Below are 26,877 nucleotides of genomic sequence, written 5' to 3' on the forward strand. Positions count from 1 at the left end.
GGCGAAGAGAGCAGCCTGCACGTCGCCGCCGGCGCCTCCGGACCCGCCGGTCGAGCCCAAGGTGACCTTGACCGCCCCGCTGGCTCCGGTGCCGAAATCCTGCGTGTTGCCGCTGCCGAACCCGGCATCGCCGCCGCCGCCGCCGATAGACTGCGCCTTGAGTCCGGTCGCGAAGTCGCCATAGGTGACGATGGAGGTCGGGGCCAGACCCTGGTCCGGGGTGAGGTCGTAACCGCCCTGGCCCTGGTTCAGGCTCTGGTCCCATGTGAACGTGCCGCCGAGCGCGACCTGCACCAGACCGCCCGCGCCGCCGCCGCCGCCGGTGCCGCCCATCGAGACCGTGATCGACAAGCCTTCCGAGTGGGCGTCACTTGGCACCGACAACTCACCATATCCCAGCACTGCGGCGCTCGCGGAGGAGTCGCCGCCGGCGCCGCCGCCGCCGCCGATGCTCTGGGCCAGCACGGCGGTGGACCCCTGGCCGTTGGTGGTGATGGTGCCGCCGTCCGACAGGGAGAATTGCACGGTACTTCCGGCGCCGCCGCTGCCGCCTTTCCCGCCCAGGGACACTGAGCTGGCCACCCCGACCTGGCTGCCGCCGCCGGTCACCGGGATCGCGATGGCCACGGCCTTCGACATCGCCGATCCGCCGAGCCCGCCCCCGCCGCCGATGCTCTGGACCACGACCCCGTAGCTGTCGACCGGAAGCGTGTTGCAGGGCAGCGATGAGCAGCTGCTCGGATCGCTGCTGTCGCCAGTGAGCCCCTGATCCTGGCCGGTCGCGATCGAACCGCCTGTCACTTCGACGACAGCCGAACCGCCGGCTCCGCCATCGCCACCCGTGCCGCCGACCGTCACGTCGGACGCAAAGCCGGGTCCGATGGAGCCGGCGAAGGCCTGGCCACCGGTTCCGCCGCCTCCGCCGATCGACTGCGCCACAAGGCCGGGCGACTTCGAGCCGGAGGTCGTGACCGTCGCCCCGGTTGTCAGGATGTCGACTGGTCCTCCGGTGCCCCCCGTGCCGGCCGTGCCGCCAATGCCGACCCCGGCGAACAGCCCCCCGGTCGCGGCATTTCCGCCGTTGCCGCCGCCGCCGCCGATCGACTGCATCACCATGGCGGCGGCACCGTCCCCCGACGTGCTGGTCTGGGTGCCCGGGTCGAGCTTGCCAATGGCCCATCCGCCGTTGCCGCCGCCGGTGCCGGTGCCGCCGATGGTCACGAAAACGCCGGCTGAACCGCCGCCATCGCCGCCGCCGCCGCCGATCGACTGGCCCAGCACGCCGATGGCGGAGATGCCGCTGGTCGTGAGGATATTGTCGCTCGTGGTCGAGATATCTCCGTTCCCTGCCGTGAAGCTCACGGTGCCGCCATCGGCCGCGAAGCCGCCGCTGCCGCCGACATTCGAGATGACGCCGCTGGCGTTGCCGCCGGCACCGCCGCCGCCGCCGATTGACTGAAGCAGGACGCCGAACGCATTCGGCCCGATCGTCGTGACCGTCCCGTTGGTCTCCACGCTGGCCTCGTCGGAGGTGCCGCCTGTGGCCCCTGTGCCGCCGTTGGAGTGAAAGAGACCCCAGGAGGCGCCGCCGGACCCGCCGCCCCCGGCCAGCGACTGTGCGACGATGCCATGGGCCGCCTGGCCCTGGGTGCTGATCGAGCCGTTGTTGTCCACCGCCGCGGGGCCTGCATCGCCGCCCGTGCCGCCCGTGCCGCCGCTGTCGTTGTTTCCGTCTCCTCCCAGGCCGGCTGCCCCGCCGAGAGACTGCGCCAGGATGCCGACGGAACTTCCCCCCGTCGTCGTGATGACGGAGCCGTCGCCGACGGTGACCGTCACAGCGCCCGCGGCGCCGCCGTTCCCGCCGTTCCCACCCTTGAATTTCTCACCGGTTCCGCCGCCGCCGGTGCCGCCGGCACCGCCCTCGGACTGGGCGACGATGCCGGGAGAGGACGTGCCGCCGGTGGAGATGATGGCGGTGAGGCCGACAGAAGAGTCGCCGATATCGCCGCCGACAACGACGTCACCGGCTGCTCCGCCCGCGCCGCCCGCGCCGCCGGAGCTGTCACCGCCCAGGCCGGTATCTACATAGCCGCCGAGACCGCCTTGCCCGCCGAGGCTGACGGCATAGGCGCCGGGCGAGCTGTTACCCGCCGTGGTCGCGGTGACGGCATTCGCGGTCGCGCCGGCCAGGATGATCCCGACGGTGCCGGTGACCGCACCACCGCCGCCGCCGGCGCCGCCCGTAACGCCTCCGGCGCTGTCGCTGTTCGCTCCGCCGACCCCTCCGACGCCCCCTTGGCCCAAGGCCAGGAAGCCGGGCAGGCTGTTGCCGGACGGAGCCTCAGCCGCGCTGGTGGCCGTGACCGTCGGCGCGTTGACCGCTCCTCCCGGGCCGCCCGGGCCACCGAAGTCCGACCCGCCCCCCTGTCCCACGGTGCCGAAGATGCAGTCGTAATAGACCCCCTGCGGGCAGCTTTGCGCCGCGGCCGGGGCCGGCATGGCGAGCCAGGCGGTGGTGCCGAGCAGTCCGGCGATCAGGCCGGACCGGGAGAGGGAGGGCATCATCCTGCGCGAGAGGGGCCGCGCCGCTCGGGTCGGAGCGCCGGACTCTCCGGCCGCGCTGGCCACGGTCCGCATGCAGGTCGTGGAACGGGTGTCGGACGTCGGCGTGTTCGCCATCTCAGCCCCCAAAGATCGCTCATTCAATGCCGCATCTCCGTCCGGCGCGGACAGGTCCCCACGTCGCGGCGCCGGTCATCCAATGCGGATGTAAAGGGCAGCTTATGCCCATAAACCGGTATGTCTTAGGTCCAGATGGGTAGATTCGATGGGTCCAGATTCTGGCTTCGGTGGGATCTTGATCGTGACGCTCGATCGGCGCCTTGTCTTTGGCGATCCGATGGCACAGCTCGGCCGTTACTTGTCATTCGGACCCGTTGCAGTGTTCCGCATTGACTGGCTGCTTGCCGACGGCAGATGCCGGCTTGACGCGAACTCTGATCGGACCCGGCCTGATCGTTATTGACTGATCAGTCCATAATCGCTATCCGTGGCGCATGGTGAGACCACGGGAATTCGATCGCGGCGGTGCCTTGCAGCGGGCGATGCGGGTGTTCTGGGCCCGCGGCTTCGCCGCGGCCTCGACCGACGACCTGGTCCAGGCGATGGGGATCGGCCGGCAGAGCCTCTACAACGCCTTCGGCGACAAGCGGCGGCTGTATCTCGAGGCGCTGGAGGCCTATCAGCAGGGCACGGTCGGCGGCCATCTGCAGCGGCTGGGCGCCCCCGCCTCGCCGCTGGCCGGCCTGCGCGACCTGCTGCTCGGCCTGATCGCCGAGGATGACGGGCTGCGCGGCCTGGGCTGCATGGGCGTGGGCTCGGTCGGCGAGTTCGGCGCGTCCGATCCGGATGTCGCCGCGCTGCGGGCGAAGGCGGCGGCGCCGCTGCGGGCCCGGCTGGTCGAGCGCATCCGCGAGGGCCAGGCGGGCGGCGAGATCGACCCGAAGATCGATGCCGGGGATGCCGCGGATTTCATCGCGATGACGATGACCGGGCTGCAGCTTGCCGCCCGCGGCGGCGCCGGGCTCGAGGATCTGCGCCGGATGGCGGCGTTCGCGATCGATCGCCTGACGGCACGGTAAAAGGCCGTTCGGTTCCGGCCGGCTTTGCCATGAACAGTTATGGATCGATCAGTCAAGAACGGACACGAAGATGAGCGACGAGACGGTGGTTCGGCAGAAGGTGGCGCTGGTGTTCGGAGGGTCGCGCGGCATCGGCGCCGCGGCCGCGACGCGGCTGGCCCGGGACGGGTTCACGGTCGCGCTGACCTATGTCTCCCGGCCGGACAAGGCGGAACAGCTGGTCCGCACCATCGAGGCCGGCGGCGGCCGGGCGCTGGCGGTCGAGGCCGACAGCGCCGACCCGGCGGCGATCCGCGCCGCGGTGGCGCGGACGGTGGAGCGCTTCGGCCCGATCGACGCCGTGGTGGTCAATGCCGGCATCCTGCGCCTGGCCACGATCGACGCGTTCGGGCTCGAGGACCTCGACCGGATGCTCGCCATCAACATCCGCGGCGTGTTCCTGGCGATCCAGGCGGCCGCGGCGCAGATGCGCGACGGCGGCCGCGTCATCACCATCGGCAGCTGCGCGGCGGATCGGGCGACGGTCCCCGGGGCCAGCGTCTACGTCATGACCAAGGCGGCGGTGGCGGCCATGGTCAAGGGCATCGCCCTCGACCTGGCGCCGCGCCGGATCACCGTCAACAACATCCAGCCGGGGCCGACCGACACCGACATGAACGAAGGGCACATCCCCGCCTTGACCGGGATGGTCCCGCTGCGCCGCGTCGGCCAGCCGGGGGAAGTCGCGACGCTGGTGTCCTATCTCGCCGGCGACGACTCCGGCTACATGACCGGCGCCAGCCTCACCATCGACGGCGGCTTCGTGCTCTGATCCCGGTGATCCGGCGCCCTACGGCCACAGCGACCAGGCCGCCTCCTGGCACTGCCTGATCGCGTCGCGCAGGGCCGCGGGCGCCGGCCCGGCGCGGAGGACGGCGCGCGAGACCAGCGGCAGCACCCGCCCGCGCGCGGCCGAAAAATTCGCCGCCACATCGGCCATCGCCGCGCCCTGCGGGCCGATGCCGGGCGCCAGCAGCAGGGAATGCGGCAGGCGGTCGATCAGGGCGGCCTCGGCCGGATCGATCGTCGCGCCGACCACGGCGCCCACCGGGCCGACGCCCGGGCCCCGCGCCGCGTTCCAGGCGGTGATCCCGTCGGCCAGGGCCTCGGCCACCGTGCGGCCGTMGGCATGGCGGGCCGATTGCAGCGCGCGGCCCTCCGGGTTCGAGGACCGGACGACGACGAAGACGCCGGTCCCCGTCGCCGCGGCGCGGTCGAACACCGGCCGCAGCGCGTCGAGGCCGAGATAGGCGCTGACGGTCACCGCGTCGCCGCCGAAGCCGCTGCCGGCCCCCAGCATGGCGGCGGCATAGCCGGCCATGGTGCCGGCCAGGTCGCCGCGCTTGGCGTCGATCAGGCACAGCGCCCCACGGCTGCGGATCTGGGCGTTCACGGCGGCCAGCTCGGCCATGCCCTCCGGGCCGAAGCGCTCGAAGAAACCGGATTGCGGCTTGATCACCGCGACCAGACCGTCCGCCGCCTCCAGCACCCGGCCGCAGAAGCTGCGCAGCCCGGCCGGGTCTTCGGCCAGCCCCCAGTGCCGCAGCAGCTCCGGCGACGGGTCGAGGCCGAGGCAGAGCGGCGATCGGTGGATCGAGAGGTCGGCGAAACGCTCGGCGAAGCTGGCCATCGGTGCGGCTCCTGCTGGGGAATGACCCGGATGTGATCGGGCCTTGGCCTTTCCGCCGCAATCGACTAAGCCGGTCGGGGATGTGAGCTGGGGTCACATGGTCAGGCGGCGGCTGCCATCGCTGAAGGCATTGCAGGCCTTCGAGGCCTTCGCCCGCGCGGGCTCGATGGTGCGCGCGGCGGACGAGCTTTGCGTCACCCACGGCGCCGTCAGCCGCCAGGTCAAGGCGCTGGAGCGGCAGCTGGGCGCGGCGCTGCTGGCCGGCCCGCGGCATGCGCTGACCCTCACCCCGGCGGGGCGGGAGCTCGCCGTCTGCCTGGCGACGGCCTTCGACCGGATCGCGGCCGGGCTGCCCGGGGCCGAGGTGGGCGAGGAGCTGGTGGTCTCCTCGCCCGGCACCTTCGCCATGAAGTGGCTGATCCCGCGCCTCGCCGGCTTCATCGAGGCCAACCCCGGCATCCAGGTCCGGATCGTCGAGGATGGCGGCCCGGTCGAATTCGGCCGCGGCGGCATCCAGGCCGCGATCCGGCCGCATCGCGGCGCGGCGCCGCCGGGCATGGCCGCGACGCCCTTCCTGGCCCATGCCTTCGGCCCCGTCCTCTCCCCCGGCCTGTTCGGCAAGGCGGGCCGCGCGGAGGCGCTACTGCTGCCGCGGCTGCACAGCGAGACCTTCGCCGAGAGCTGGGCCCGCTGGGCGGCGGATGCCGGCATCGACTTGCCGCGGCCGGCGGCCGAGCGGTCGTTCGAGCACAACTCCTACATGCTGGAGGCGGCGGCGGCCGGGCTGGGCATCGCGGTCACGGCCTGGGCCTTCGCACAATCCGACATCGAGGCCGGACGGCTGGTCGCGCCCTGGGGCTTCCGGCCGCTCCCCACCCGCTTCACCTGCCTGCGGCCGACGCTGGCCAGCCACCCGGCGGCGGACCGCCTGGCCCGCTGGCTGGTGGCGGAAGGCCGCAAGGCCAGGCCGCCGCCGGCCGGCTGACGCCCGGACGCTCCGCTCCTTCAGAAGATCCGGTCGACCGGCGCGGTGAACATGTAGCCGACGCCGCGCTCGGTCTTGATCAGCCGCGGTGCGCCCGGCTCGGCTTCCAGCTTCCGCCGCAGCCGCAGCACCTGGACGTCGATCGACCGGTCGAAGATGTCCTCGTGCAGGCGTGTGGCCTGCAGCAGCTGCACCCGCGAGAGCGGCCGCCGCGGCGCGTCGAGGAAGGCGACCAGCAGCGCATACTCGCCCTTCGACAGGCCGACGGCAGACCCGGCCGGATCGGTCAGGACATGGCGCCGGCGGTCCAGGACCCAGCCGCCGAAGCGGACGCGGCCGCGGTCCGGCCCGCCCCCCGGTCCCGGCCAGCCGACCAGCCGCCGCCGCAGCACGGCTCGCACCCGGGCGACGAGCTCGCGCAGCCCGACGGGGGCGGTGATGCAATCATCGGCGCCCAGCTCCAGGCTCAGGACGCGGTCGAGCTCGTCGTCCTGGGTGACGGCGATCACCGGCACGTCGGACTGCGACCGGATCGCGCGCAGCGTCTCCAGCCCCTCGGCCCGGCCGAGATGCAGGATCACCAGACCCGGCACCCTCGCGGCCAGGTCGCGCAGCCCGTCCTGCAGGGTCGATCTCGTTCTGACCTGAAATCCGTAACGATCGAGATAGCCGGCGATCGAGCCCGCGGTTGCCGGGTCAGCCCTGATCACCAGGATTCGTGCCGGATGCTCGCTCCGGGAACTTGCCAGGACCTCTGTCGACCGGGTCGCCGGGGTATCGATGTTCATGATGGGAGACGCTCCACAGTCCGGAGTCTTCCGGTTGCCGCCAAGATGCTTGCGCCTGCCATTCGGCTCGCCATGGGCGGACGTTACCGTCCATCTCGTCGCACCACCGGCATGCCGCACGGCCCGGCCGGTCCCCGCCGCGTGACGGTTCAGCCCGGCTGCCGCTCCCCGATCGTGCCGGTGATCCATGCGCGGAACCGGGCGGCCTCCGGGCGGCGCCAGCGGGCGGGGGTAGAGACCAGCCAGTAGCCGAGGCCGGCATCGATCGTGTCGGAAAAGGCACGCACCAGCCGGCCGGACTGCAGCGCCTCGTCGACCAGCAGCGGCCAGGCCAGCCACAGCCCGTGCCCGGCCAGGGCGGCCTCGACCGCCAGCGACGCGTCGGGGAAGCGCCGGCGCGGATGGCCGGCCAGGGCGGTGGGGCCGCCGGTCGCCAGCCAGGCATCCCAGCCGAACAGGCTCTGCTCGTCCTCGATCAGCGGCACCCCCCGACCGGCTGATGGATCGGCCAGGGCGGCGGCGATCGCAGGGCTCGCGACCGGGATCAGCGGCTGCGGCGCCACCAGCTCGGCCTTCAGGCCGGGCCAGCGGCCGCGGCCGAAGCGGATGCCCAGGTCGATGTCCTCGCGGTCGAACTCGACCAGCCGGCTGGTGGTGACCAGCCGCACCTCCAGCTCCGGGTGGCGCGCTGCCAGCCCGACCAGCCGCGGCACCAGCCACTTCGCGGCGAAGGCCAGGCCGCAGGTGACGGTCACGGTGCCGCGCTCCTGCGCCGTCGCCTCGGCCACCGCCGCGGCGATGCGCTGGAAGCCTTCGCTCAGGCCCGGCAGCAGGCGCCGCCCGGCCGCGGTCGGCACCAGCCCGGCCTCGCCGCGCTCGAACAGGCCCAGGCCCAGCTGCTGCTCCAGCCCGCGCAGCCGGTGGCTCACGGCACTCGGGGTCACGCCCAGCGCGTCGGCGGCACGAGAGAGCGAGCCGAGCCGCCCCACCGCCTCGGCCGCCTGCAGCGCGTTCAGGGAGGGCAGGGGCATGTTGAGATTTCCTCAATAACGCTGAGGACTTCTCGCTTGGATCCGGCACCGTTGCAACGAAATGATGCCACCGGATCCTGAGACTGATTCAAGGCTCGCCATGACGACCGTCCCGTTCCATCTGGTCGATGTCTTCGCCGACCAACCGCTGGCCGGCAACCCGCTGGCCGTGGTGCCGGAGGCGGACGGGCTCGATGAGGCCCTGCTGCGCCGGATCGCGCGCGAGCTCAACCAGTCCGAGACCACCTTCCTGCTGGCGCCGACCGACCCCGGCGCCGCGTCCCGGCTGCGCTCCTTCACCCCGGCCGGGGCCGAGGTCTCGGGCGCCGGCCACAATTCGCTCGGCGCCTGGTGGTGGCTGGCGGAATCGGGGCGGCTCGGCCCGCTCGGCGACGGCCTGGCGCTCACCCAGCAGCTCGGCGGCCGGCTTCTGCCGGTCACGGTCGAGGCGCAGGGCGGCAGGCTCGCCTCGATCGGCCTGACCCAGGGCGAGCCGCAGGCCCTGGCGGAGCATCCCGATCCGGCGGCGCTGGCGGCGGCGCTGGGCCTGCGCGGCGGCGACCTGCTGCCCAACCCACGCACGGTCTCGACCGGCGCGCCGCATCTCATGGTCCAGGCCCGCGACCGCGCCGCGGTGGCGGCGGCCGGCCCGGATGCCGCCCGGCTGCTGGCGGAGCTGCGCCGGGCCGGGGCCCAGGGCTGCTACCTCTACAGCCTCGACCCGATCGACCCCACGGCCGCGGCCCATGCGCGCTTCTTCAACCCGACCGTCGGGCTGTGGGAAGATCCGGCGACCGGCAGCGCCGCCGGCCCGCTGGCCTGGCATCTCGCCGAACGCGGCCTGATGCCGGCGTCTGGCGAGGTCGCGATCGAACAGGGCCACGCGCTCGGCCGGCCCAGCCGCATCGTGGTGCGGCTGGGGCAGGGCCGGGTCGAGCTGCGCGGCCGCTGCGTCACCGTCGCCGGCGGCGCGCTGTATCTCTGATTTTCACCGAAAGGACAGACCATGATCGGAACCCGCATCTTCACCGGCTCGCCTTATGAGGACCGCGCCGGCTACGCCCGCGCCGTGGTGGCGGACGGCTGGGTCCTCGTCTCCGGCACCACCGGCTTCAATGCCACCGACTTCTCCTTCCCGGAGGATGTCGAGAGCCAGTGCGAGAACTGCTTCCGCAACATCGCCTGGGCGCTCGGCCAGGCCGGGGCAGGGCTGGAGCATCTGGTGCGGGTGGTGATCTACGTCACCAGCCAAGCCGAGTTCGAGCGCATCGTGCCGATCATCCGCCGCCACTGCGACGCGGCCCGGCCGGCCAACACCACGATCTTCGCCCAGCTGGTGCAGCCGCATATGCGGGTCGAGATCGAAGCGACGGCGCGGCTGCCGGCGCAGGGGTGAGCCGGTTGCCACTCCCGCGAGTGGCCTTCCAAAAACTCCCAAACCGTCAATCCCCGCGAAAGCGGGGATCTCGTCACGCTTGGGCCGGAAAGAGATTCCCGCTTTCGCGGGAATGACGACAAAGGAAAGGGGATCAAGCCCCGCCCGCCTGCTCGATATGCCGCAGCAGCGGCGCCCAGTCCGTGCGCAGGTCCTCGGCGCGGCGGCCGCGCAGGTCGAACACGCTGAGGCCGTCGGCCGCGGCGTCGGTATAGGCGGCGCTGTCGCGGATCCGCGTCACCACGGTGTGGCCCAGCCCGCCCAGGAAGGCGTCCAGCTGGGCCGCCGCCCGGGTCCGCACCCGCATCCGGTTGCCGACGATGGCCACCGCGGCGCGGCTCTTGCGGATCGCCTTCAGCTCTTCCAGCCGGGTCAGGAAGCGGCGGGTCGCCCCCTCGTCGAAGGCCGAGGGCAGCACCGGCAGGACGATCACATCCGCCATCTTCACCAGCGCCTCGACATCCTTCATCTTCAGCGCCGCCGGGGCGTCGATCACCACCCGCTCGGCATCCTTCGGCACCGCGAACTCCGACTTCGCCCAGTCCAGCCCGGCCAGGGCCGGGGCGGCATCCGGCCGGCGCCTGGCCCAATCCAGGCTGGAATGCTGGCGGTCGACATCGGCCAGGACCGTGAAATGGCCCTGCCCGGCGAAGGCCGAGGCCAGCGTCGTCGCGATCGTGGTCTTGCCGCAGCCGCCCTTGGTGTTCGCGACGAGCACGGAAATCATGCCGGCATCCTTTTCCTGGCCTCGATCCGGCGAGTCGATGAACGGATCAATGGGCCGAACGCAGGTAAACCTGAACTGTCATGCCCGGGCTTGACCCGAGCATCCAGAGACTGTCGACATCCTCTGGATTGCCGGGTCAAGCCCGGCAATGACAATAGAGAGAAAATACCCTGCTGCAGCCGAGGAGACCGGCCATCAGCCTCACTCTTTCGTCCAGAACGGCCTGACCGCTCGGAAGGCATCCCACTGCGCCAGCAGCTCCGGCTCGGTCGATTCGGCGCCGCGGGCGTGCCAGCCCAGCACCATGCCGGCGGCGCGGTGCAGCGCCGGGTCGGCGGAATCGGCGGCCAGGCGCTGCAGCAGCGCCTCGGCGGTGGCGACGTCGTTGAGATGGCCGAAGGCGTCCTGCAGCTTCGACAGCTGCGCCGCGAAGGGCTTGGCCCGCTTCTCCGGATACAGCGGCCGGAAGAAGTCCATGGCGTAGCGCAGCCGCTTCAGCGCGATCCGCACCTGGTGCCGCTGGGGCGGGTCCAGCCGGGCGAGGTGCCGGCCGCCGGTCACCACCTTGCGGTGCGCCCGGCCGATCAGCCGCCCGGCCAGCCCGTCGATCGGCTCGACCAGCTCGGTCAGCGTCGCGGTCGAGGCGTGGTCGCGCCAGCCCCGCCGCTCCAGCCACTCGCCCAGCGTCAGGTGCAGCCGGGCGCAGCGCGGATCGGCCAGGGCCTGGCGCACCCCGGCATAGCCGGCCTCGCGCTGGCGCTGGGCCGCGGCGCGCAGGGCGCCGATGCCGGAATCGTCCGGCCGCATCGTGTCCAGCGGCTCGATCGTGGCGCCCAGGAAGACGTCCCAGTCGCGCGCCGGCCCCAGCGCGCCGGCCAGCCATTTCGACTCGTCGCGCAGCCAGTCCAGCGTCGGCGACGGCACGGTCTTCTTGAACAGGGTCAGCGCCGAGCGCAGCCGGCGCAGCGCCACCCGCATCTGGTGCACGCCGCCGGGGTCGCCGCCATCCTCGGCCGCCGCCTCGTTGGCGGTCCAGTGCCGCAGACAGCGGGCCAGCACGGTGGCGATCGCCTCGTCCACCGTCATGCGCGAGGTCACCGGCGTCTTCGGATCGTACATCACCCCGGGCGGGCGGCGCGCCACCAGGCGATAGCCGCGCTCCGCCTTGGTCACCTCGCTGACCCGCAGCGGCACCTCGTCCAGGAAGGACAGCGCCAGCCGGTACAGGGCGGCGGCGCGGCCCTCCTTCAGCTCCAGCTCGACCTCGGCCACCGGGTCGCTGGCGTCGCGGGTCTCGATCGTACCGGTGTCGAAGGCGCATTCGACCACCGCATCCGGCAGCGACAGGATCCGGGTCTCGCGCTGGATGCGCGAGGTGAACAGATGGGTCAGGGCCTCGACCGGCACGCCGTCCAGCAGGGACTTCGCCTCCGGGTCGTCGAAGGCGTCGGGCGCCGGCACCATCGCCGGCAGCGCCACTTCCCACTCGCCGCGGGCCAGGCCGTCGCCGCGACGCTCGGTCTTCAGCGTCTGGACGAAGCGCTGGCCGATGCGGCGCACGCGCAGGGTGATGCCGCGGCGCTGCAGCGCGCAGTCCGGCGTGTCGTAGTAGAAGGAGGTCAGCGACCGGGTGGTGCCCGGCCCGGCCGCGATCCGCGTCAGCACATCGGCGCCGCGCAGCCGGTCGAGATCGCCCGGCGCCACGCGCAGCTTCAGCTCGATCTCGACGGGGGCTTCCGGGGGCAGGCCGCCCCCGCTGGGCTGCTCGTTCGGCCGGCTCGGCTGAACGGTCGACATCGGCATCTCCCGGCTCACGACGTCGACGACGCCGGAGCCCCCGTACCTACCTTAAAACGCGGCGCCCGAGAAGCTGTCCGGCGCCGATTCGACCACGGTCGGCCCGGTCGGCTGCGCCTCCAGCACGGCCAGGCCGCGCTGCACCAGCCCGTTCGGGCCGAAGCGGAAGATGCCGTCGATGCCGACGAACCCGTTCGGGTCCTGCAGCGCCGTGGTGTTGAACGGGTTGCCGCCGGCTGGCTGGCTGGCCAGCGACGCGGTCAGCGCCACCGCGTCATAGGCCAGCGTCGCCAGCCGCGGCGGCGGGCCGCCGAACTGCTGGGCGTAGCGGGTCTCGAAATCGGCGCGGCGCGTCGGGTCGGGCGCGGCGTACCAGGCGCCCGCCAGATAGGATTGGCGGCTGACCTGCGGGTCGTCCCACTGGCCGGTGCCCATCAGCTTGGCGGTGATGCCGGAATAGCCCAGCATCGGCGCCACCACGCTCAGCCGGTTGCCGACATCGGCCACGATCACGGCGTCGACCTGGGTCGCCTGCAGCTTCTGCTGCAGCTCCGTCGGATCGGACAGCTTGCTGTCGTACAGCTCGACCACCGGCGCCTCGACATTGTACTTCACGGCGGCCTCGGTCAGCGCCCGGCTGACGATCTGGCCATAGGCCGATCGCGGCGCCAGCAGCGCGAAGCGGCGCATGCCCTGGCTGGCGCCGTAGCCGACGATCCGGTCGACTGCCTGCTGCGGCAGGAAGCTCAGCAGGAACACGTTGCCGCCGGCCTGGGCGGTGTCGGTGCTGAAGGCGACGACGTTGATGCCGGCCGAACGGGCCTGCTGCGCCACCGGGCTGACCGACTTGCTGAACAGCGGCCCCAGGATGATGTCGGCGCCTTGGGCGATCACCGACCGCGCGGCCTCGCCCGCGGTGGCCGGGTTGTCGCCGGTGTCGCGCGGCAGCAGCTCGACCTGGGTGCCGGTGTCGAACACCGCCATCTGCGCCGCGCGCTGCATCGCCTCGCCCAGCGAAGCGCTGCCGCCGGACAGCGGCAGCAGCAGCCCGACCCGCAGCACGCCGTCATCCGGCCGGGTCGGCGCGGCCGGCCCCAGCGTCGGCGCTTGCGTGATCGGGGTCGGCCTCGGTACGGTCTGGGCGCAGGCGGCGAGCGCCGCGGCCATCGCGGCGGCGCCTGCAAGACGCACGAGGCGGTTCAGCCTCGACCGACCCCGGCCCATCGATCCCCCTGCGACTGTCGCCAATATTGTCACGGACGCCCCCTCACTCTCGACCATCCAGCGGCGCCGGGCAGCGGCGGCCCTCTGTTGCCGACCCTACCGGCGCTGCATCGCCGAGTAAACCGGAGCCGAACAAACCGGCGCCCGGCCTTTACCTGACCGCGGTCCCGATCGGCAATGCCTCCGACATAACGCTCCGGGCGCTGGATTTGCTCCGCGGCGCCGACGCGATCGCCTGCGAGGACACCCGCACCACCGGCCGGCTGATGTCGATCCACGGCATCCGCACCAAGCTGATTCCCTATCACGAGCACAACGCCGCCGAGATGCGGCCGAAGATCCTGCGCCGGATCGCCGAGGGCGAGGCGATCGCGCTGGTCTCCGATGCCGGCATGCCGCTGATCTCCGACCCCGGCTACAAGCTGGCCCGGGCGGCGCGGGACCAGGGGCTGGCAGTGACCTGCCTGCCCGGCGCCTCGGCGCCGCTGGTCGGGCTGCTGCTGTCCGGCCTGCCGTCCGACCGCTTCCTGTTCGCCGGCTTCCCGCCGCCGAAATCCGCCGCCCGCCGCACCTTCCTGGCCGAGCTGGCGCCGATCGCCGCCACCCTGATCCTGTTCGAGGCGCCGCACCGGCTGCCCGAGTGCCTGGTGGATCTGGCGGCGGTGCTGGGCGACCGCGAGGCGGCGGTGACGCGCGAGCTGACCAAGCTGTTCGAGGAGGTGCGGCGCGGCCCGCTGCCGGAGCTGGCGGCGCATTACGCCGAGGCCGGGCCGCCCAAGGGCGAGATCGTCATCGTCATCGGCCCGCCCGGCGCCGCGGCCCGGCCGAGCGAGGAAGACTTGGCCGGCCAGCTCCGCCGCGCCCTGGCCAGCATGAGCCTGCGCGACGCGGTCGAGGCCGTGGCGGCGGCGACCGGGGAGCCGAAGCGCGAGGTCTACCGCCTGGCGCTCGACCTCGCCGATGAGACATGACGATTCCCGCCGCCGCGCCGAGGCCTTCGGCCTCAAGGCCGAGCGGGCGGCGGCGTGGCTCTTGCGGGCCAAGGGCTGGCGCATCCTGGCGCGGCGGCTGAAGACGCCGCTCGGCGAGGTCGACATCGTCGCCCGGCGCGGCCGCACCGTCGCCTTCGTCGAGGTCAAGGCCCGGCCCGACCTGACCAGCGGGTTGCTGGCGCTGCAGCCGCGCCAGCGCGAGCGGCTGCAGCGGGCGGCGACGCTGTTCCTGGCGCAGCAGCCGCGCTATGCCCGCGACCACGACCTGCGCTTCGATCTGGTGGTGGTGCGGCCCTGGCGCTGGCCCGTCCACATCGCCGACGCCTGGCAGGTCGATCGTTAGCAGGGCCATCGGTGAAGGGCATAACCCCACAATCTGTCATGCCCGGGCTTGACCCGGGCATCCAGGAAATGTCGAGGCCGCTCCGGGTGGCCCCTGGATTGTCGGGTCAAGCCCGGCAATGACAGAACAGGAATGGTTCGGAACGTTCACCAGGCAGCCCATTCGATCGGTAGTGGAATCAGCGGCGGAGTCGGGCTAAGTCAGAACCTATGGACCCGACGATCCAGTCGATACTCGACCGCGCCGGCGCTCAGCCGGACGACGCCATCGATCTCGCCGAGGCGGCGCTGGCGCTGGCGGCGCTCGACCGGCCGCGCGGCGTCGGGTTCGACTGGTACCGCCGCCATCTCGACCAGCTGGTCGGCGACGTCGCGCGCGAGGCCGAGCGGCTGTCGCCCGCCGAGTCCCTGACCGCGGTGCTGGCCCGGCGCTGGGGCTATGCCGGCGACGTCGACAGCTATGACGACCTGCAGAACGCCAACCTGATGCGGGTGATCGACCGGCGGAAGGGCCTGCCGGTGACGCTCGGCATCCTCTACCTGCACGTCGCCCGGGCCCAGGGCTGGACCATGGTCGGGCTGAACTTCCCCAGCCACTTCCTGGTCCGGCTCGACGCCGGCGGCACCCGCACCATCCTCGACCCGTTCCACGCCGGCATGCGCCGCGGCCCGGGCGAGCTGCGCGACCTCCTGAAGGCCGTGCTCGACGCCGGCGCCGAGCTGGTGCCCGAGCATTATGAGCCGGTGTCCGACCGCGACATACTGCTCAGGCTGCAGAACAACCTGAAGGTCCGCCACATCCGCGCCGGCGACTTCGCCAAGGCGGTGTCGGTGATCGAGGCGATGCGCCGCTTCGCCCCGCTGCACGCGCCGCTGCTGCGCGAATCCGGCATCCTCTACGCCCGGCTCGGCAACATGCGCGCCGCGATCGATGCGCTCGACCGCTACGTCTCCGCCCCCGGCGAGCCGGAGGTCCAGCGGCACGAGGCCGCGATCCTGCTCCAGTCCTTCCGCACCAGTCTCAACTGAGAACAATCATGGGCCTTGCCGTCGCCATCCAGATGGACCCGATCGAGACCATCGACATTGGCGGGGATTCGACCTTCGCCATGGCGCTGGAGGCGCAGGCGCGCGGCCACCGCCTGTGGCACTATCTGCCGCGGGCCCTGTCCCTGCACGACGGCAAGTTGACCGCCAAGGCGCGGCCGCTGACGGTGCAGGCGGTGCGCGGCAACCATTTCGCGTTCGCGGAGTGGGAGACGGTCGATCTCGGCGCCGTCGACGTCATCCTGATGCGCCAGGACCCGCCCTTCGACATGGGCTACATCACCGCGACCCATCTGCTGGAGCATGTCGCCGACCGCGTCCTGGTGGTGAACGACCCGCGCGAGGTCCGCAACGCGCCGGAGAAGCTGCTGGTCACGCACTACCCGGAGCTGATGCCGCCGACCCTGATCACGTCGGACCGCGACGAGATCCGCGCCTTCCGGCGCGAGCATGGCGACATCATCGTCAAGCCGCTCTACGGCAATGGCGGCGCCGGCGTGTTCCGCATCCGCCCGGACGACGAGAACCTGGTGGCGCTGCTCGAGGTCTATGAGCGGATGTACCGCGAGCCGATCATGATCCAGCGCTATTTGCCGGAGATCCGCCAGGGCGACAAGCGCATCATCCTGGTCGAGGGCGAGCCGGTCGGCGCCGTCAGCCGCGTGCCGTCGGAAGGCGAGGCGCGGGCCAACCTGCATGTCGGCGGCCGGGCGCAGAAGACCGCGCTGACCGAGCGCGAGCGCGAGATCTGCGCCCGCATCGGCCCGGACCTGCGGGCCACCGGCCAGATCTTCGTCGGCATCGACGTGATCGGCGACTATTTGACCGAGATCAACGTCACCTCGCCGACCGGCATCCACGAGATCAACCGCCTCGACGGGGTCAAGGTCGAGGCCGTCCTGTGGGATGCGATCGAGGCCCGCCGGGCGGGGATGTAGACCGGCGGTCAGGCATATAGACCCGTCATGGCGAGCCCCGCAGGGGCGTGGCCATCCAGGGCCGCTTGTATCGGCCTGTCCCATCCGGTTCGGACCAACCGATTGCCTCTCCCGCTTGCGAGACCTTTTCAGAACGGCAATCCATCCCTTTACCGTCATTCCCGCGAACGCGGGAATCTCTTTCCGGTCCGATCGTTACGAGATCCCCGCTTTCGCGGGGATGACGGGTTTGGGGAATTCTGAAAGGTTTTGCAAGCGGGGGAGGCAACAACACTCGCGCCGGTTCAGGTGATCGCGTCTACCAACGGACCGCTCCCATCGCCCCACGCCTCCTCCCCGGCGCGATACGCCCGCGCCGCGGCGGCCAGCCTCTCGCCATCCGCCGCCAGCCGCTCGACCGCCACCCAGCGGTTCCAATCCGCCGCGATGCTCCAGCCGGCCTCGCCGGGATGGGCTTGGGGCAGCCGGAAATGGAACACCGGGCGGGCGGCGATCTTCTCATACGGCAGCTTGGCCCGCACCCGCGCCGGGTCCAGCCCCAGCAGCAGCGGCAGCAGGTCCAGGCCACGGTCGCGGGTCGGGTTGGCCGCCAGGTAGTCGTCGACCAGCCGGGCCTGGTCGGGCCGGTAGCCCGGCGCCGCGATCCGGTGCAGGAACTCCGGCGGATACGGCGGCGGCAGATGCCGCTCCAGCCGCCGCTGCCCCTGCGCGATCTCGCGCCGCAGCCGCGCTTCCAGCAGCCCGAAGGCCAGCATGACCGCGGTGATCCGGGGCAAATCCGCGGCCGGCGCGTCGATGTTGAAATGCAGCCCCAGCGACCCGAAGAATGTGGTGCCTCGGCCATGGGCGCCGGCCGCGCGCAGCAGGCCGAGGATGCGGTCGACCTCGGCCAGCCGCCCGGCCGGCAGCGGCGGCACGATCAGCTCGCGCGGCACCGCGCCGGACACCAGCCACCCCAGCCCGGCGGCGGCCTTCGGCCCGATCCGCACCGGCAAGGTCATGCCGTGCCGTTGCGGATGGGCATAGCGCAGGTCCAGCTCCACCGCCAGGTCGCCCAGTTCGCTGCCCCGCACCGCGAAGGCGTGGGCATCCTCCGCGACCACGTCACCGCCGACGCCGGCGGCCAGCGCCTGCGCCGCGCGCCGGGCGGAGGGCCCCATGAACTCGACCTCGACCCCAACCAGGCGCGGGGATTCGGGCGCCGGGTCGGGCAGCGGCTGGAAGGAAGCGGATGGCGGCACGGGCCGTCGGGGTCCTTTGGTTCGCGGGCAGGATCCCGGCTCATATTGGGGGGCGGACGGCCAATGCGAGTCCCCCGGCTCACTTGCAGGTGCAGGCCCCGCCGACGCCGCTGCGCAGATTGGCCTCGACCCAGCGCGTCGCATCCGGCCCGAAATCGAAGGATGGGCCGATGATGCAGATCTCCGAATCGCCGCGGTCGGAGCGCATCTCCTGCGGGTCGCGCGGGTCGACCTCGATCCGGTCGTTGATGCAGTAGATATAGGTGGTCATGGCCACCGCGCTGCCGGGCGCCAGCACGGCCAGCAGGGTGATGACGAAACGGGTCGCACGCATCGGAGCCCCCTCCCTCTGCCCCGGCGTCGGGATCGTCGCCGCATCCCCGCCGGGCGCTGCAGTGATGCCCGGCGAAAGTGGCTTTGATCGGGCCGCGGCAAGGCCGGATCGCGGCCGCCGCTTCGCTTCACCTCGATTCGGAATGCAGGCGCGTCCCCCCAATACCTTGGCATAGCTCGACGTGCCGGGATGGACGGTTTATTCCGGTCCCCGGCTCGCCTAGCCTCTTCGGCGGCAATCGGAATGCCGATCGCGATCGGAAGCAGCGGCACCTGCCCGTGCGGGCTCCCGCCGCGCAGGAGACGGGCAATGTCGGCTTGGCATCGGAACGCGCGGCTCGCGCTGCTGGATCAAAGCCCGGGTCCGCCCGGCATCGGCCGCCCGGCCGCCGTGCGGCGCGGGGCCTGCTGATGCCCGGCGTCACGGATATGCTCGACGTGATCCGCGATCCGATCGTGCAGACCGGCGTGCTGGCCGTGATCGGCGCCGTGGTGACGCGCATCGTGCTGCGCCACCACCCGACCCGGCGGCTGGTCGGGCAGCTCGCCTTCTTCGCGGCGCTCACCGCCCTGCTGCTGTACCACGACATCGTGCCCTACCAGCCGGGGCCGGACACCGCCTCCAACCTGCAGCGCGTCTTCGTCGGCCTGGCCAAGGTGGTCTGGTGGACCAACGCGGCCTGGTCGCTGATCAGCATCGTCCGCGTCTTCCTGATCTTCGAGCAGCAGCCGCGCGAGGGCCGGCTGCTGCAGGACCTGGTGGTCGGCATCATCTATGTCGGCGCCCTGCTGTCGGTCGTCGCCTATGTCTTCGACGCGCCGGTCGGGACGCTGATCGCCACCTCCGGCGTGTTCGCCATCATCCTCGGCCTGGCGCTGCAGAGCACGCTGAGCGACGTGTTCTCCGGCATCGCGCTGAACCTCAGCCGGCCCTACGGCATCGGCGACTGGCTGGTGCTGGGCAGCGGCATCGAGGGCCGGGTGGTGGAGACCAACTGGCGGGCGACCCATCTGCTCAGCGGCGCCAACGACCTGGTCATCGTCCCCAACAGCGACCTGGCGAAGGCGCGGCTGGTCAATCTCAGCAGCCCGGAGCGCAGCCATGGCGCGTCGCTGAAGGTGCGGTTCCAGCCGACCACGATGCCGTCGGCGATGGCGGAGGTGATGCGCTCGGTGCTGCTCAGCAGCGATGCGATCCTGCCGATCCCCGAGCCGGGCGTGCTGGTGACCGCGCTGGACGCGGATGCGGTCGAGCTGGAGCTGTCGTTCCGGGTGGCGGACCTGTCGGCGACCGGCAAGGCGAAGAGCGAGATCTACGACCTGATCTGGCGCCATGCCAGGGCGGGCGGGCTGTGCCTGGCCTCGACCACCGAGGCGCTGGTCGCCGCCCCCGCGCCGGTGAAGCCCGGGGACGCGCCGGCCCGCCGCCGCAGCACGCCGCAGCGCCTGCTCGACTCGATCGCGCTGTTCGATGCCCTGACCGAGGACGAGAAGGACGCGCTGGCCGCGACCATGACCCGCCGCAGCTTCCGCGCCGGCGACACCCTGGTCGAGCAGGGGGCGGTGCTGACATCGCTGATGATCGTGCGCAGCGGCGTCGCCACCGACACCCGGCAGGACCATGGCCGCGGGACGGAGCTGCGGCGCCTGGCGCCCGGCGACTTCTTCGGCGAAGGCGGCCTGCTGACCGGCGAGGGCGAGCCCGGCACGATCCGCGCCCTGACGCCGGTCGTCGCCTACGAGATCACCCAGGACGGCCTGGCCCCGCTGCTGCGGGACCGCCCGGGCATCGCCGAGGAGCTCGGCACCCTCCTGGCCCGGCGCACCGCCAGCGAGCGGCATCGCCTCGAGCAGGGCCACGGCCAGGCCGCCGCGTCGGCGCCCGGCCTGGCCGCACGGATCCGGCACCTGTTCGACCTGTGACCATGCCGCGGCCCTCTGTTACAGGCGTCACCATCCGGATCGGGACGGACACACTGCAGCAACAGGCCGGCGGCAGTTCTGGATCACCCATCGCAGACACCATCCGGTCCCATGGCAACCATCCGCGACTATCTCGACATCGCCGATGCGGCGTACCAGAACGATCCCGAGGGCCATGTGCCCAACCGCTGGCGCGTCCGCAAGACCGAGACGGCGACCTGGTACGGCAACGGCTTCCAGGGATCGGTCTTCGAAGGCGACGAGGAGGTGATCGTCGCCTTTTCTGGAACCAAGGGCGGGCCGATGAGCGCTCCGGTCTCGCAGAGCTCGGCCAACGCCCGCATCGCGGTCCTCGTCGTCCCCAACATGGCGGGCTCGGCCAAGAAGCTGGTGCGGTGGGCCGAGCAGAATTGCGGCGGCAAGCCGGTCTCGATCGTGGGCCATTCCCTCGGCGGCGCCTTGGCGCAGGTGGTCGGCGCGTGGTCCGGCCGCCCGTTCGTCTCGCTCAACGGCCCCGGGATGGAGGCGCATCTGAAGGCGTCGGCCTTCAACGCCTTCAAGCCGCGGCAGATGGCGCGCTCGATCCGGGCCCGAAGAAAAGCCGCGCCCGTGGGCCTGTGCCTGAACGTCAGGGGCGATTTCGTCGGGACCTACGGCAAGGGCTATGTCGGCGAGGTGCGGGAGCTGACCCCCGACCCGCGCGAACCCACGCATGGCATCGACGCGATCCGGGATGCCCTGCCCCAGGAAGACCTGGCGAGGCAGCCATGGATGCTGTCGGCCTCCTGGCCGGCGACCCGGATCGGCAATTCGGCCCCGAGGCTGGGAACCGTCCCCAGTTCCGGTCCGTCCCTCACCGAAAGGATCGCCAGTCACCCCGTGTTCCGGCCCGCCGCGGTTCCGGCGGATCGCGCAGGGGCGGATCTGCGGGATGGCATCCGCGATCCTGCAATCCCCAAGCCGGTTCGGCCCCATCGGCCGGCCCCACCGCCGCTCGCTCCGGCCCGCTCCGCACCGCCGCCGGCCGAAGCCGCCGAACCGACCGATCTGGACCGGGACTACGATCGCCTGATGGCCGACGTGAACGGCTGGCTGGACGGTATCGAAGAGGGAACGAGAGACGATGAGCCGGCGGCGGCATCGGCCGGTCTCGATGAGACCATTGCTCTCGCCGACGAGTGGATCGCCCTCGGCGCCTGGCTGACGTCGCTGACCGGCATACCCGCCGGATCCCTGGAGCGCGTACGGGCGGATGCGCGCAAGGATGGATCGAACCGGGGTGGAACAGGTCCGGGTCACCCGGATTGATCCGTGCACCTGCCTTGCCGTCATCCGCTCCCGTCCGTGTCGGCCCTTGGCTCGTTGTATGTTGCGTTCCGGGGGTCGATGCGCTGAGCTGGCCCGGCGTCCTGACGGCGGAAGGAGGGTGAGGACATGCCCAAGCTCTCATGCCTGGCTGGGGGCGTCGCTGCGATGCTCACGGTGTCGGCAGCCGCCGCGCCTCTCGATCGGTACACCGGCTCCTTCGATGCCGARGGCGTGGTCGCRGACGGYCCCGACGCCRCGCCGCAAGAGGTGAGGTGCGACTTCGAGGTGCTGCAGCGGCAGCCGAACCGGATCGCGCTGGACGGAACCTGCTGGGCCTATCTGATCTTCTCGCGGTCGGTCRGCGCCGACCTGTCCCTCGATCCCCAGACCSGCCGGATGACCGGCACCTATACCGGTTCGAAGGTCGGGCCGGCGCGGCTGACCGGCCAGCTGGCAGGCCCGGCCATCGATCTCCTCATCAGTTGGCCCCAGCCGGTCAACGGCCACATGACGGCCRGTCTGCGGATCGTCAGCCTGGGTCCCGACCGGCTCCAGATCCTGGTGACGGATAGCGGGGACCACGGCGTGCCCAGGGTGACGACGGACCTGTCGCTGGCGCGCCGGTGAGACCCTCCCGCCGATCGCCCATCTCGCCCTGATGCTTCTGTCTCAGTCCAGGGGTGCCGTCCACCGTGGCCGAACTGGGAATTCATCCACTGTCACCGAATTCGGTCGCTTCAACCCGGGCTGCCGCCGACCGCCGGGACCGTCTCGGGCCTGGGGCGCGCCAGCAGATAGAAGGCGGCGACATGCGTGATCATCAGCACGGGGACGTAGAGGATCGGGATCGCGTAGGCGGCCCCCAGATCTCCCGACAATGCCGGGAGATCGATCTGGTTGCCGTGATAGTAGTCGACGAGGATGTCGATCGCTCCCACCAGATTGAACGCGGCGACGGATAGCTGGAAGAGCGGACCGGTCCTGACCATGAGGAGCGCCAGCATGGCCAGCAGGCCGGTCGCGAAGTCGCCATAGGCCGCGAACGCAGCGAAATCATGGGGCAGGCCGGGGCCGACCACGCCCGGGACGAGGAAGACGAGCCCGAAGAAGCGGAAGCTGTGCAACGTGGCGATGGCGCGCTGCGCCTCGACCCGGTCCATCGCCTTCAGCCTCGGCCAGACATAGGTCCCGAAGCAAAGCAGCCACGGGGCATAACCCAGAACGAGGTGCAGGTTGAAGATATCTGCCGGTGACATGTGATCTCCTGTCGCGCGCCGGGCTATGCGGCTTCGAACACCGCCGTCAGGATGCCGAGCCGGCCCTGCATCAGGTTGCGTCCGAGGTTGGTCGTGAGCTGGGCGAAGTCCGGCCCCATCACCACGCCGAGATTGGGCGCGGGCGGCGGCCCCGACGCGAGCAGCCGGGCGAACCAGGCCTTGGCGGCCTCGGTGTCGTCCTGCCATGTCAGCGTGCGGAAGCCGGTCCGTTCGACCGCCTCGCGCGTCGCGGCGGGCGTCAGCAGAAAGCTGGTTGCGGGCGTTCGCGCCCAGGGCACGGGGTAATGCGGCTCGCCGCCGGTCGCCACGACGTCGAAGGTCGCAAACCTGCCGCCCGGCTTCAGCACGCGCCGGATCTCGCGGTACAACCGCGCCCGGTCGGAGATGTTCATCGCCACATGCTGCAGCAGCGCGGCGTCGAAACAGCCGTCGCCGAACGGCAGCGCCAGCGCGCTGCCGACCTGGAAAGACACCTCCCCGCCCTGTCCCGTGCGCTCCGTCAGGGTGCGGGCGGCCTCGACGAAGGATTCGCTCAGATCCACCCCCGCGACCCGGCAGCCGCAGGTGGCCGCCAGGAAGCGCGCCGGCCCGCCGATGCCCGAGCCGATGTCGAGGACCGACATGCCGGCGGTGATCCCCGCCGCCGCGGCAAGCTCGGCGGTCGCGGCGAGCCCGCGGGTGTGAAACTGGTCGAGGACGGCCAGTTGCTGCGGCGTGAGCCGCCGATCCTCCGGGCCGAGCGCGCTGAGCGCTGTCTTCAGCCGCTCGGTCAGGCCGGTGGCGCGATAATGGTCGCGCACGCCGTCAAGGCTTTCGGTCATGGCAATGCTCCTGGTTGGGATGGGCCTGGGCGTACCGGCCGCCGTCAGCGGCCGCGATAGGCGGGAGCGCGGTGCTCCTGGAGGGCGCGGAAATATTCCTGGTGGTCTTCGCTCTGCGCGAGCCGGCCGAGTTCGGCGAACAGCGCCGCGAAGGCGGCGTCCTGGCCGTCGCTGAGCGCATGACGCGCCGAGCCGAGCGTCGCCCGGATGCCGAGCGGGGCCGCGGCGGCGATCAGGCGGGCGACGGCGATCGCGCGATCGAGCTGCTGCCCGGGCGTGGTCACATGTTGAACAAGACCGAGACGGCAAGCCTCGTCGGCCCCCCATTCCTCCCCGGTCAGCATGTACCGCATCGCATTGCCCCAGCCGGCCTCGCGAACGAAGCGGATCGTCGCGCCGCCGGCCGGGAAATGCCCTCGGGTCACTTCGCTCTGGCCGAACACGGTGTCGCTCGCGGCGACGCGGATATCGGCGGCCAGGAACAGTTCGTGGCCGGCCAGCTGGGTCCTGCCCTGAACGGCGACGACCAGCGGCTTCTCGCGCCGGGGCGGCACCGTGCCGACCGGGTTGACGAATTCGCGGGTTCCCGGATCGAAGCGGCCGGCGCGCAGGAAGGGTTCCCAGCCTGCCGGCTCCAGGCCGGTGGCGAAATCGGGGCCCTGGGCATGGAGGATTCCGACCCGCAGTGCCGGATCGCGATCGAGCAGATGGTACGCCCGGCCCAGGCCGATGAAGGTCGCGGGGTCGATGCGCCTCTGCGGGTCCTGCAGGTCGAGGCCGATCAGCAGGATCGACCCGTCCAGCCGGTCGACTGTGACCGTGTCCGGCAGGGCCGCCCGGCCCGTCGAAGCGGACCCGTTCGGCGGCCGGTCCTGCGCGACGCTCGCGCGGCTGCCGGCCAGCACGGCAGCGGCCGCGCCGGCGGCCAGGACAGCTCGGCGATGGATGCCGTCAGGGGCTTCGGTCATGGCAGGTTCCCCTCGGGTTTCGGGCGATCGGCGCGGCCTCGGCTCTGGATGGGCCGCGCTCCGCGATCCGCAGCGTCACGCTACGGCCGCTTCCCGCGAGCGGCTATTGGCGATAATTTCGTCAGGCCATGAAGCAGAACTTCACAGTCCGGCAAGGCGCGCTCGACGGCGTCGAGACGTTTCTGGCAGTGGCGAAGCACCGCAGCTTCCGCCGTGCCGCGGCGGCTCTCGCCGTCACGCCGTCGGCCGTCAGCCAGGCGGTGCGGGCGCTGGAAGCGCGGATCGGCGCGGCGCTCCTCGCCCGCACCACGCGCAGCGTCGGCCTGACCGAGGCCGGCCAGCGCTTTCTCGAACGCGCCGCGCCGGCGTTCGGCGAGCTCGTCGCCGCCGTCGAGGCCGCGCGCGACCTGGGGCAGCGTCCGACCGGGCTGCTGCGCCTCGCCGTTCCCCGAGGCATCGTCCCGCTGATCCTCGAGCCGGTGATCGCCTCCTTCTGCCGGGCCTATGCCGAGATCGAGCTGGAGGTCGCCGCAAGCGACGAGATGGTGGATCTCGCGGTGGGCGGCTTCGACGCGGGCATCCGTCTCGGCCAGTTCATCGCGCCCGATATGGTGGTCGTGCGGTTGACGCCGCCGTTCCCGTTCATGGTCGTCGGCAGCCCCGATTATCTGCGCGGGAGAACGCGGCCTGAGCGGGTCGACGATCTGCGCGGCCATGCCTGCCTGCGCCTGCGCCGGTCGAACGGGTCGATCGCGCCCTGGTCCTTTGCCGACGGCAGCGAGGCGGTCGAGGCCGTCGTCTCCGGGCCGTTCATCGCGCATGACTACCCGACGCTCCTCGGTGCGGCGATCCGGGGCGTCGGGCTGGCCCAGGTGCCCGGCCCGCTGGCCGCGGCGCCGGTCGCGGACGGCCGCCTGGAGGCGCTGCTGACGCCCTTCGCCGTCACCACGCCGGGGGTTTTTCTATATCATCTGGGCAGACGTCAGGTTCTGCCGAAGCTCCGGGCCTTCATCGAGCACGTCAGACATCAGGGTACCGAGGCATCCCGCGACGAAGCGACGGCGCGGAGGCCGCGCAAGCCCGGGTGAAACTCGGTGACACTGCACTATTTTGTGGCTGCTCATCCTCTTGGAGTGGACCCCGCTGGTGAGACAGAGAATTAGGGCAGCATGGGCGATCGGAGGCTGAATGTCCGACAGCACTTCCGCCCCCAATTTCCCGTCTCGCTGAAGCGGCCCGCTGACATTCCTCACCCCACCCACTTCATCGAGCTGTCATAGCCGTCCCGCCGCAGCCCCTCGACGGCATAGCGCAGGGCGTCGATGGCGTGGTTCTCGCGGTCCTCCAGCTCGGCCAGGATCACGCCGGTCTTCGGATGGGTGCGATAGCTGTACAGCGCCAGCTCGTCGATCAGGTGCCGGCAGCGCGGATGCACCACGATGTCGTGCGCCTTCAGGAACTCGACCCCGTCCTTGACCGATCCGGCGCCCTTGGTCGATCCGGTGATGTCGCCGAAGCCGTTGCGCTGCATGTAGCTGATGGTCTCCGGCCGGGCGCTGTCGGCGATGATCGGCCATGTCCGCGCCTCCGGGATGGTGTCGAAGAGATCCGGCGTGCGGTCGATCTCGCAGCCGACCTGATAGGCCTCGTGGTCGAYGAACAGCGTCCGGCCCGTCACGAAGCAGCGCACCAGCACCGTCGGGTCGCGGGCGAAGCCCCAGTCGGCGCCGAACAGGAATTGGGCRTCGGCCGGCGTCTCGAACGCCTCCACCTTCCAGTTCTCGAACACCCGSGCCTSGCTGAAGGTCTGGTAGCCGCCGAGCCAGACATGCTGGTGCTTGTCCGGGKCGCGCCCCCGGTCCCACTCCATCTCCACCCGCAGCACCTCCGGGAAATGCGGGTTGTCGGARTATTTCACCGGCGCCAGCAGCGAGCCGGGCGGCGGCGTCCCGGCGCGGAACAGCGCATCCACCGGGTCGTCCGCCCGGGTCGGGTTCCACGAGAACCACAGCTCCGAYCCCGGCTTGCGSAKGGTCGGGCGCAGCAGGTCCAGGCTGCGGATCGACAGGGCTTGCGCCTCCTCGACCCAGGCGATGTCRTAGCCCTCGAGCGATTTGATGCTCTCCGCCGTGTGGTTCTGCATGCCCTGGAAGATGATCCGGCCGCCGCCGGGCGTCAGGATGCGGTCGGCCTGCACCCGGAAGTGGCGGCCSACGCCCAGYGCCTGGATCTTGTCCTCGATCAGCCGCTTGACCGACTGGTCGAGCGAGCGCTGCACCTCGCGGATGCACACCGCCCGCAGCGGCGCCGCCTCGATGCAGCGCCGCACCAGCAGCTCGGCGAAGACATGCGACTTGCCGGAGCCGCGGCCGCCGAACGCGGCCTTGTAG

26 protein-coding genes are annotated in these 26,877 nt (G+C 71.6%); 13 read left to right on the forward strand and 13 right to left on the reverse strand.

Annotated elements, in window-relative coordinates:
* Window positions 1-2,562, reverse strand: a 2,562-nt coding sequence (locus AB4Z01_RS30255) for a hypothetical protein (protein ID WP_441699925.1), incomplete at its 3' end; no start/stop codon positions are given.
* Between the two features lie 542 nt (window positions 2,563-3,104).
* On the opposite strand from AB4Z01_RS30255, the gene AB4Z01_RS30260 reads away from it, so the two are divergent.
* Complete coding sequence (locus AB4Z01_RS30260; protein ID WP_441699926.1) at window positions 3,105-3,641, forward strand: TetR/AcrR family transcriptional regulator; 537 nt, start codon at window positions 3,105-3,107, stop codon at window positions 3,639-3,641.
* 70 nt (window positions 3,642-3,711) lie between these two features.
* A complete protein-coding gene (locus AB4Z01_RS30265; protein ID WP_441699927.1) occupies window positions 3,712-4,452 on the forward strand; it encodes an SDR family oxidoreductase in 741 nt (246 codons plus the stop codon).
* An 18-nt stretch (window positions 4,453-4,470) separates the two neighbouring features.
* Here the strand turns inward: AB4Z01_RS30265 and pyrF are convergent, their stop codons facing one another.
* Window positions 4,471-5,310 carry an orotidine-5'-phosphate decarboxylase gene (gene pyrF, locus AB4Z01_RS30270; protein WP_441699928.1) on the reverse strand — a complete coding sequence of 280 codons (840 nt, stop codon included), beginning with the start codon at window positions 5,308-5,310 and terminating at the stop codon, window positions 4,471-4,473.
* Window positions 5,311-5,407: 97 nt separating this feature from the next.
* On the opposite strand from pyrF, the gene AB4Z01_RS30275 reads away from it, so the two are divergent.
* Window positions 5,408-6,295 (forward strand): LysR substrate-binding domain-containing protein, encoded by an 888-nt coding sequence (locus AB4Z01_RS30275; RefSeq protein WP_441699929.1) that lies wholly within the window; start codon window positions 5,408-5,410, stop codon window positions 6,293-6,295.
* Window positions 6,296-6,315: 20 nt separating this feature from the next.
* Here AB4Z01_RS30275 and AB4Z01_RS30280 read toward each other — a convergent pair whose 3' ends face one another.
* Together AB4Z01_RS30280 and AB4Z01_RS30285 are read right to left on the reverse strand one after the other, a co-directional pair.
* Window positions 6,316-7,083 (reverse strand): winged helix-turn-helix domain-containing protein, encoded by a 768-nt coding sequence (locus tag AB4Z01_RS30280; RefSeq protein WP_441699931.1) that lies wholly within the window; start codon window positions 7,081-7,083, stop codon window positions 6,316-6,318.
* Window positions 7,084-7,232: 149 nt separating this feature from the next.
* Entirely contained in the window at window positions 7,233-8,114 is an 882-nt protein-coding gene (locus AB4Z01_RS30285) for a LysR substrate-binding domain-containing protein (protein WP_441699932.1), read from the reverse strand.
* A gap of 100 nt (window positions 8,115-8,214) precedes the next feature.
* Between AB4Z01_RS30285 and AB4Z01_RS30290 the strand changes: the two genes are divergently transcribed.
* Window positions 8,215-9,099, forward strand: coding sequence for a PhzF family phenazine biosynthesis protein (locus AB4Z01_RS30290; RefSeq protein WP_441699934.1), 885 nt, complete (start codon window positions 8,215-8,217; stop codon window positions 9,097-9,099).
* Window positions 9,100-9,120: 21 nt separating this feature from the next.
* Window positions 9,121-9,510, forward strand: a complete 390-nt coding sequence (locus AB4Z01_RS30295; RefSeq protein WP_441699935.1) for a RidA family protein — start codon at window positions 9,121-9,123, stop codon at window positions 9,508-9,510.
* Between the two features lie 133 nt (window positions 9,511-9,643).
* Here AB4Z01_RS30295 and AB4Z01_RS30300 read toward each other — a convergent pair whose 3' ends face one another.
* From AB4Z01_RS30300 to AB4Z01_RS30310, 3 genes are all read right to left on the reverse strand, one after another.
* The gene (locus tag AB4Z01_RS30300; protein WP_441699937.1) at window positions 9,644-10,276 is read right to left on the reverse strand and encodes a nucleotide-binding protein; all 633 of its coding nucleotides are present in this window, start codon (window positions 10,274-10,276) and stop codon (window positions 9,644-9,646) included.
* Between the two features lie 201 nt (window positions 10,277-10,477).
* Window positions 10,478-12,073, reverse strand: a complete 1,596-nt coding sequence (locus tag AB4Z01_RS30305) for a CYTH and CHAD domain-containing protein (protein WP_441699939.1) — start codon at window positions 12,071-12,073, stop codon at window positions 10,478-10,480.
* A gap of 51 nt (window positions 12,074-12,124) precedes the next feature.
* On the reverse strand, window positions 12,125-13,240 hold the full coding sequence (locus AB4Z01_RS30310; RefSeq protein WP_441699941.1) for a penicillin-binding protein activator: 1,116 nt from the start codon (window positions 13,238-13,240) through the stop codon (window positions 12,125-12,127).
* Window positions 13,241-13,323: 83 nt separating this feature from the next.
* Here AB4Z01_RS30310 and rsmI point away from each other — a divergent pair, with 83 nt between their 5' ends.
* From rsmI to gshB, 4 genes are all read left to right on the forward strand, one after another.
* The gene (rsmI, locus tag AB4Z01_RS30315) at window positions 13,324-14,268 is read left to right on the forward strand and encodes a 16S rRNA (cytidine(1402)-2'-O)-methyltransferase (RefSeq protein ID WP_441699943.1); all 945 of its coding nucleotides are present in this window, start codon (window positions 13,324-13,326) and stop codon (window positions 14,266-14,268) included.
* Window positions 14,258-14,632 carry a YraN family protein gene (locus AB4Z01_RS30320; RefSeq protein ID WP_441699945.1) on the forward strand — a complete coding sequence of 125 codons (375 nt, stop codon included), beginning with the start codon at window positions 14,258-14,260 and terminating at the stop codon, window positions 14,630-14,632. Before rsmI ends, AB4Z01_RS30320 begins: the two co-directional genes overlap by 11 nt.
* A gap of 209 nt (window positions 14,633-14,841) precedes the next feature.
* The gene (locus tag AB4Z01_RS30325; RefSeq protein WP_441699947.1) at window positions 14,842-15,660 is read left to right on the forward strand and encodes a SirB1 family protein; all 819 of its coding nucleotides are present in this window, start codon (window positions 14,842-14,844) and stop codon (window positions 15,658-15,660) included.
* Between the two features lie 8 nt (window positions 15,661-15,668).
* Window positions 15,669-16,616 carry a glutathione synthase gene (gene gshB / locus AB4Z01_RS30330; RefSeq protein WP_441699948.1) on the forward strand — a complete coding sequence of 316 codons (948 nt, stop codon included), beginning with the start codon at window positions 15,669-15,671 and terminating at the stop codon, window positions 16,614-16,616.
* Window positions 16,617-16,900: 284 nt separating this feature from the next.
* Here gshB and AB4Z01_RS30335 read toward each other — a convergent pair whose 3' ends face one another.
* Window positions 16,901-17,857 (reverse strand): amidoligase family protein, encoded by a 957-nt coding sequence (locus tag AB4Z01_RS30335; protein WP_441699950.1) that lies wholly within the window; start codon window positions 17,855-17,857, stop codon window positions 16,901-16,903.
* A 79-nt stretch (window positions 17,858-17,936) separates the two neighbouring features.
* A complete protein-coding gene (locus tag AB4Z01_RS30340; RefSeq protein ID WP_441699952.1) occupies window positions 17,937-18,191 on the reverse strand; it encodes a hypothetical protein in 255 nt (84 codons plus the stop codon).
* 410 nt (window positions 18,192-18,601) lie between these two features.
* On the opposite strand from AB4Z01_RS30340, the gene AB4Z01_RS30345 reads away from it, so the two are divergent.
* The 3 genes from AB4Z01_RS30345 to AB4Z01_RS30355 all read left to right on the forward strand — a co-directional run bounded on the left by AB4Z01_RS30345 (window position 18,602) and on the right by AB4Z01_RS30355 (window position 22,048).
* A complete protein-coding gene (locus AB4Z01_RS30345) occupies window positions 18,602-20,113 on the forward strand; it encodes a cyclic nucleotide-binding domain-containing protein (RefSeq protein WP_441699953.1) in 1,512 nt (503 codons plus the stop codon).
* A gap of 111 nt (window positions 20,114-20,224) precedes the next feature.
* Window positions 20,225-21,421, forward strand: a complete 1,197-nt coding sequence (locus tag AB4Z01_RS30350; RefSeq protein ID WP_441699955.1) for a hypothetical protein — start codon at window positions 20,225-20,227, stop codon at window positions 21,419-21,421.
* A gap of 126 nt (window positions 21,422-21,547) precedes the next feature.
* A complete protein-coding gene (locus AB4Z01_RS30355) occupies window positions 21,548-22,048 on the forward strand; it encodes a hypothetical protein (RefSeq protein ID WP_441699956.1) in 501 nt (166 codons plus the stop codon).
* 110 nt (window positions 22,049-22,158) lie between these two features.
* On the opposite strand, the gene AB4Z01_RS30360 is transcribed toward AB4Z01_RS30355, so the two are convergent.
* From AB4Z01_RS30360 to AB4Z01_RS30370, 3 genes are all read right to left on the reverse strand, one after another.
* Entirely contained in the window at window positions 22,159-22,581 is a 423-nt protein-coding gene (locus AB4Z01_RS30360) for a hypothetical protein (protein ID WP_441699958.1), read from the reverse strand.
* Window positions 22,582-22,700: 119 nt separating this feature from the next.
* The gene (locus tag AB4Z01_RS30365; RefSeq protein ID WP_441699960.1) at window positions 22,701-23,519 is read right to left on the reverse strand and encodes a class I SAM-dependent methyltransferase; all 819 of its coding nucleotides are present in this window, start codon (window positions 23,517-23,519) and stop codon (window positions 22,701-22,703) included.
* Window positions 23,520-23,563: 44 nt separating this feature from the next.
* Window positions 23,564-24,487, reverse strand: coding sequence for a crotonase/enoyl-CoA hydratase family protein (locus AB4Z01_RS30370; protein ID WP_441699961.1), 924 nt, complete (start codon window positions 24,485-24,487; stop codon window positions 23,564-23,566).
* Between the two features lie 128 nt (window positions 24,488-24,615).
* Between AB4Z01_RS30370 and AB4Z01_RS30375 the strand changes: the two genes are divergently transcribed.
* A complete protein-coding gene (locus AB4Z01_RS30375) occupies window positions 24,616-25,575 on the forward strand; it encodes a LysR family transcriptional regulator (RefSeq protein WP_441699962.1) in 960 nt (319 codons plus the stop codon).
* A 161-nt stretch (window positions 25,576-25,736) separates the two neighbouring features.
* Here the strand turns inward: AB4Z01_RS30375 and AB4Z01_RS30380 are convergent.
* Window positions 25,737-26,877: PBSX family phage terminase large subunit (locus AB4Z01_RS30380; RefSeq protein ID WP_441699964.1), on the reverse strand; the 1,141-nt coding region annotated here is incomplete at its 5' end.

Source organism: Inquilinus sp. YAF38, from assembly GCF_052113205.1.
Lineage (GTDB): Bacteria > Pseudomonadota > Alphaproteobacteria > DSM-16000 > Inquilinaceae > Inquilinus.

Coding starts and splice junctions, on each gene's coding strand:
- AB4Z01_RS30260 (WP_441699926.1), top strand. CDS start 3,105: ATGCGGGTGTTCTGGGCCCGCGGCTTCGCCGCGGCCTCGACCGACGAC.
- AB4Z01_RS30265 (WP_441699927.1), top strand. CDS start 3,712: ATGAGCGACGAGACGGTGGTTCGGCAGAAGGTGGCGCTGGTGTTCGGA.
- AB4Z01_RS30275 (WP_441699929.1), top strand. CDS start 5,408: ATGGTCAGGCGGCGGCTGCCATCGCTGAAGGCATTGCAGGCCTTCGAG.
- AB4Z01_RS30280 (WP_441699931.1), bottom strand. CDS start 7,083: ATGAACATCGATACCCCGGCGACCCGGTCGACAGAGGTCCTGGCAAGT.
- AB4Z01_RS30285 (WP_441699932.1), bottom strand. CDS start 8,114: ATGCCCCTGCCCTCCCTGAACGCGCTGCAGGCGGCCGAGGCGGTGGGG.
- AB4Z01_RS30290 (WP_441699934.1), top strand. CDS start 8,215: ATGACGACCGTCCCGTTCCATCTGGTCGATGTCTTCGCCGACCAACCG.
- AB4Z01_RS30295 (WP_441699935.1), top strand. CDS start 9,121: ATGATCGGAACCCGCATCTTCACCGGCTCGCCTTATGAGGACCGCGCC.
- AB4Z01_RS30300 (WP_441699937.1), bottom strand. CDS start 10,276: ATGATTTCCGTGCTCGTCGCGAACACCAAGGGCGGCTGCGGCAAGACC.
- AB4Z01_RS30305 (WP_441699939.1), bottom strand. CDS start 12,073: ATGTCGACCGTTCAGCCGAGCCGGCCGAACGAGCAGCCCAGCGGGGGC.
- AB4Z01_RS30310 (WP_441699941.1), bottom strand. CDS start 13,240: ATGGCCGCGGCGCTCGCCGCCTGCGCCCAGACCGTACCGAGGCCGACC.
- AB4Z01_RS30320 (WP_441699945.1), top strand. CDS start 14,258: ATGAGACATGACGATTCCCGCCGCCGCGCCGAGGCCTTCGGCCTCAAG.
- AB4Z01_RS30325 (WP_441699947.1), top strand. CDS start 14,842: ATGGACCCGACGATCCAGTCGATACTCGACCGCGCCGGCGCTCAGCCG.
- gshB (WP_441699948.1), top strand. CDS start 15,669: ATGGGCCTTGCCGTCGCCATCCAGATGGACCCGATCGAGACCATCGAC.
- AB4Z01_RS30340 (WP_441699952.1), bottom strand. CDS start 18,191: ATGCGTGCGACCCGTTTCGTCATCACCCTGCTGGCCGTGCTGGCGCCC.
- AB4Z01_RS30345 (WP_441699953.1), top strand. CDS start 18,602: ATGCCCGGCGTCACGGATATGCTCGACGTGATCCGCGATCCGATCGTG.
- AB4Z01_RS30350 (WP_441699955.1), top strand. CDS start 20,225: ATGGCAACCATCCGCGACTATCTCGACATCGCCGATGCGGCGTACCAG.
- AB4Z01_RS30360 (WP_441699958.1), bottom strand. CDS start 22,581: ATGGACCGGGTCGAGGCGCAGCGCGCCATCGCCACGTTGCACAGCTTC.
- AB4Z01_RS30365 (WP_441699960.1), bottom strand. CDS start 23,519: ATGACCGAAAGCCTTGACGGCGTGCGCGACCATTATCGCGCCACCGGC.
- AB4Z01_RS30370 (WP_441699961.1), bottom strand. CDS start 24,487: ATGACCGAAGCCCCTGACGGCATCCATCGCCGAGCTGTCCTGGCCGCC.
- AB4Z01_RS30375 (WP_441699962.1), top strand. CDS start 24,616: ATGAAGCAGAACTTCACAGTCCGGCAAGGCGCGCTCGACGGCGTCGAG.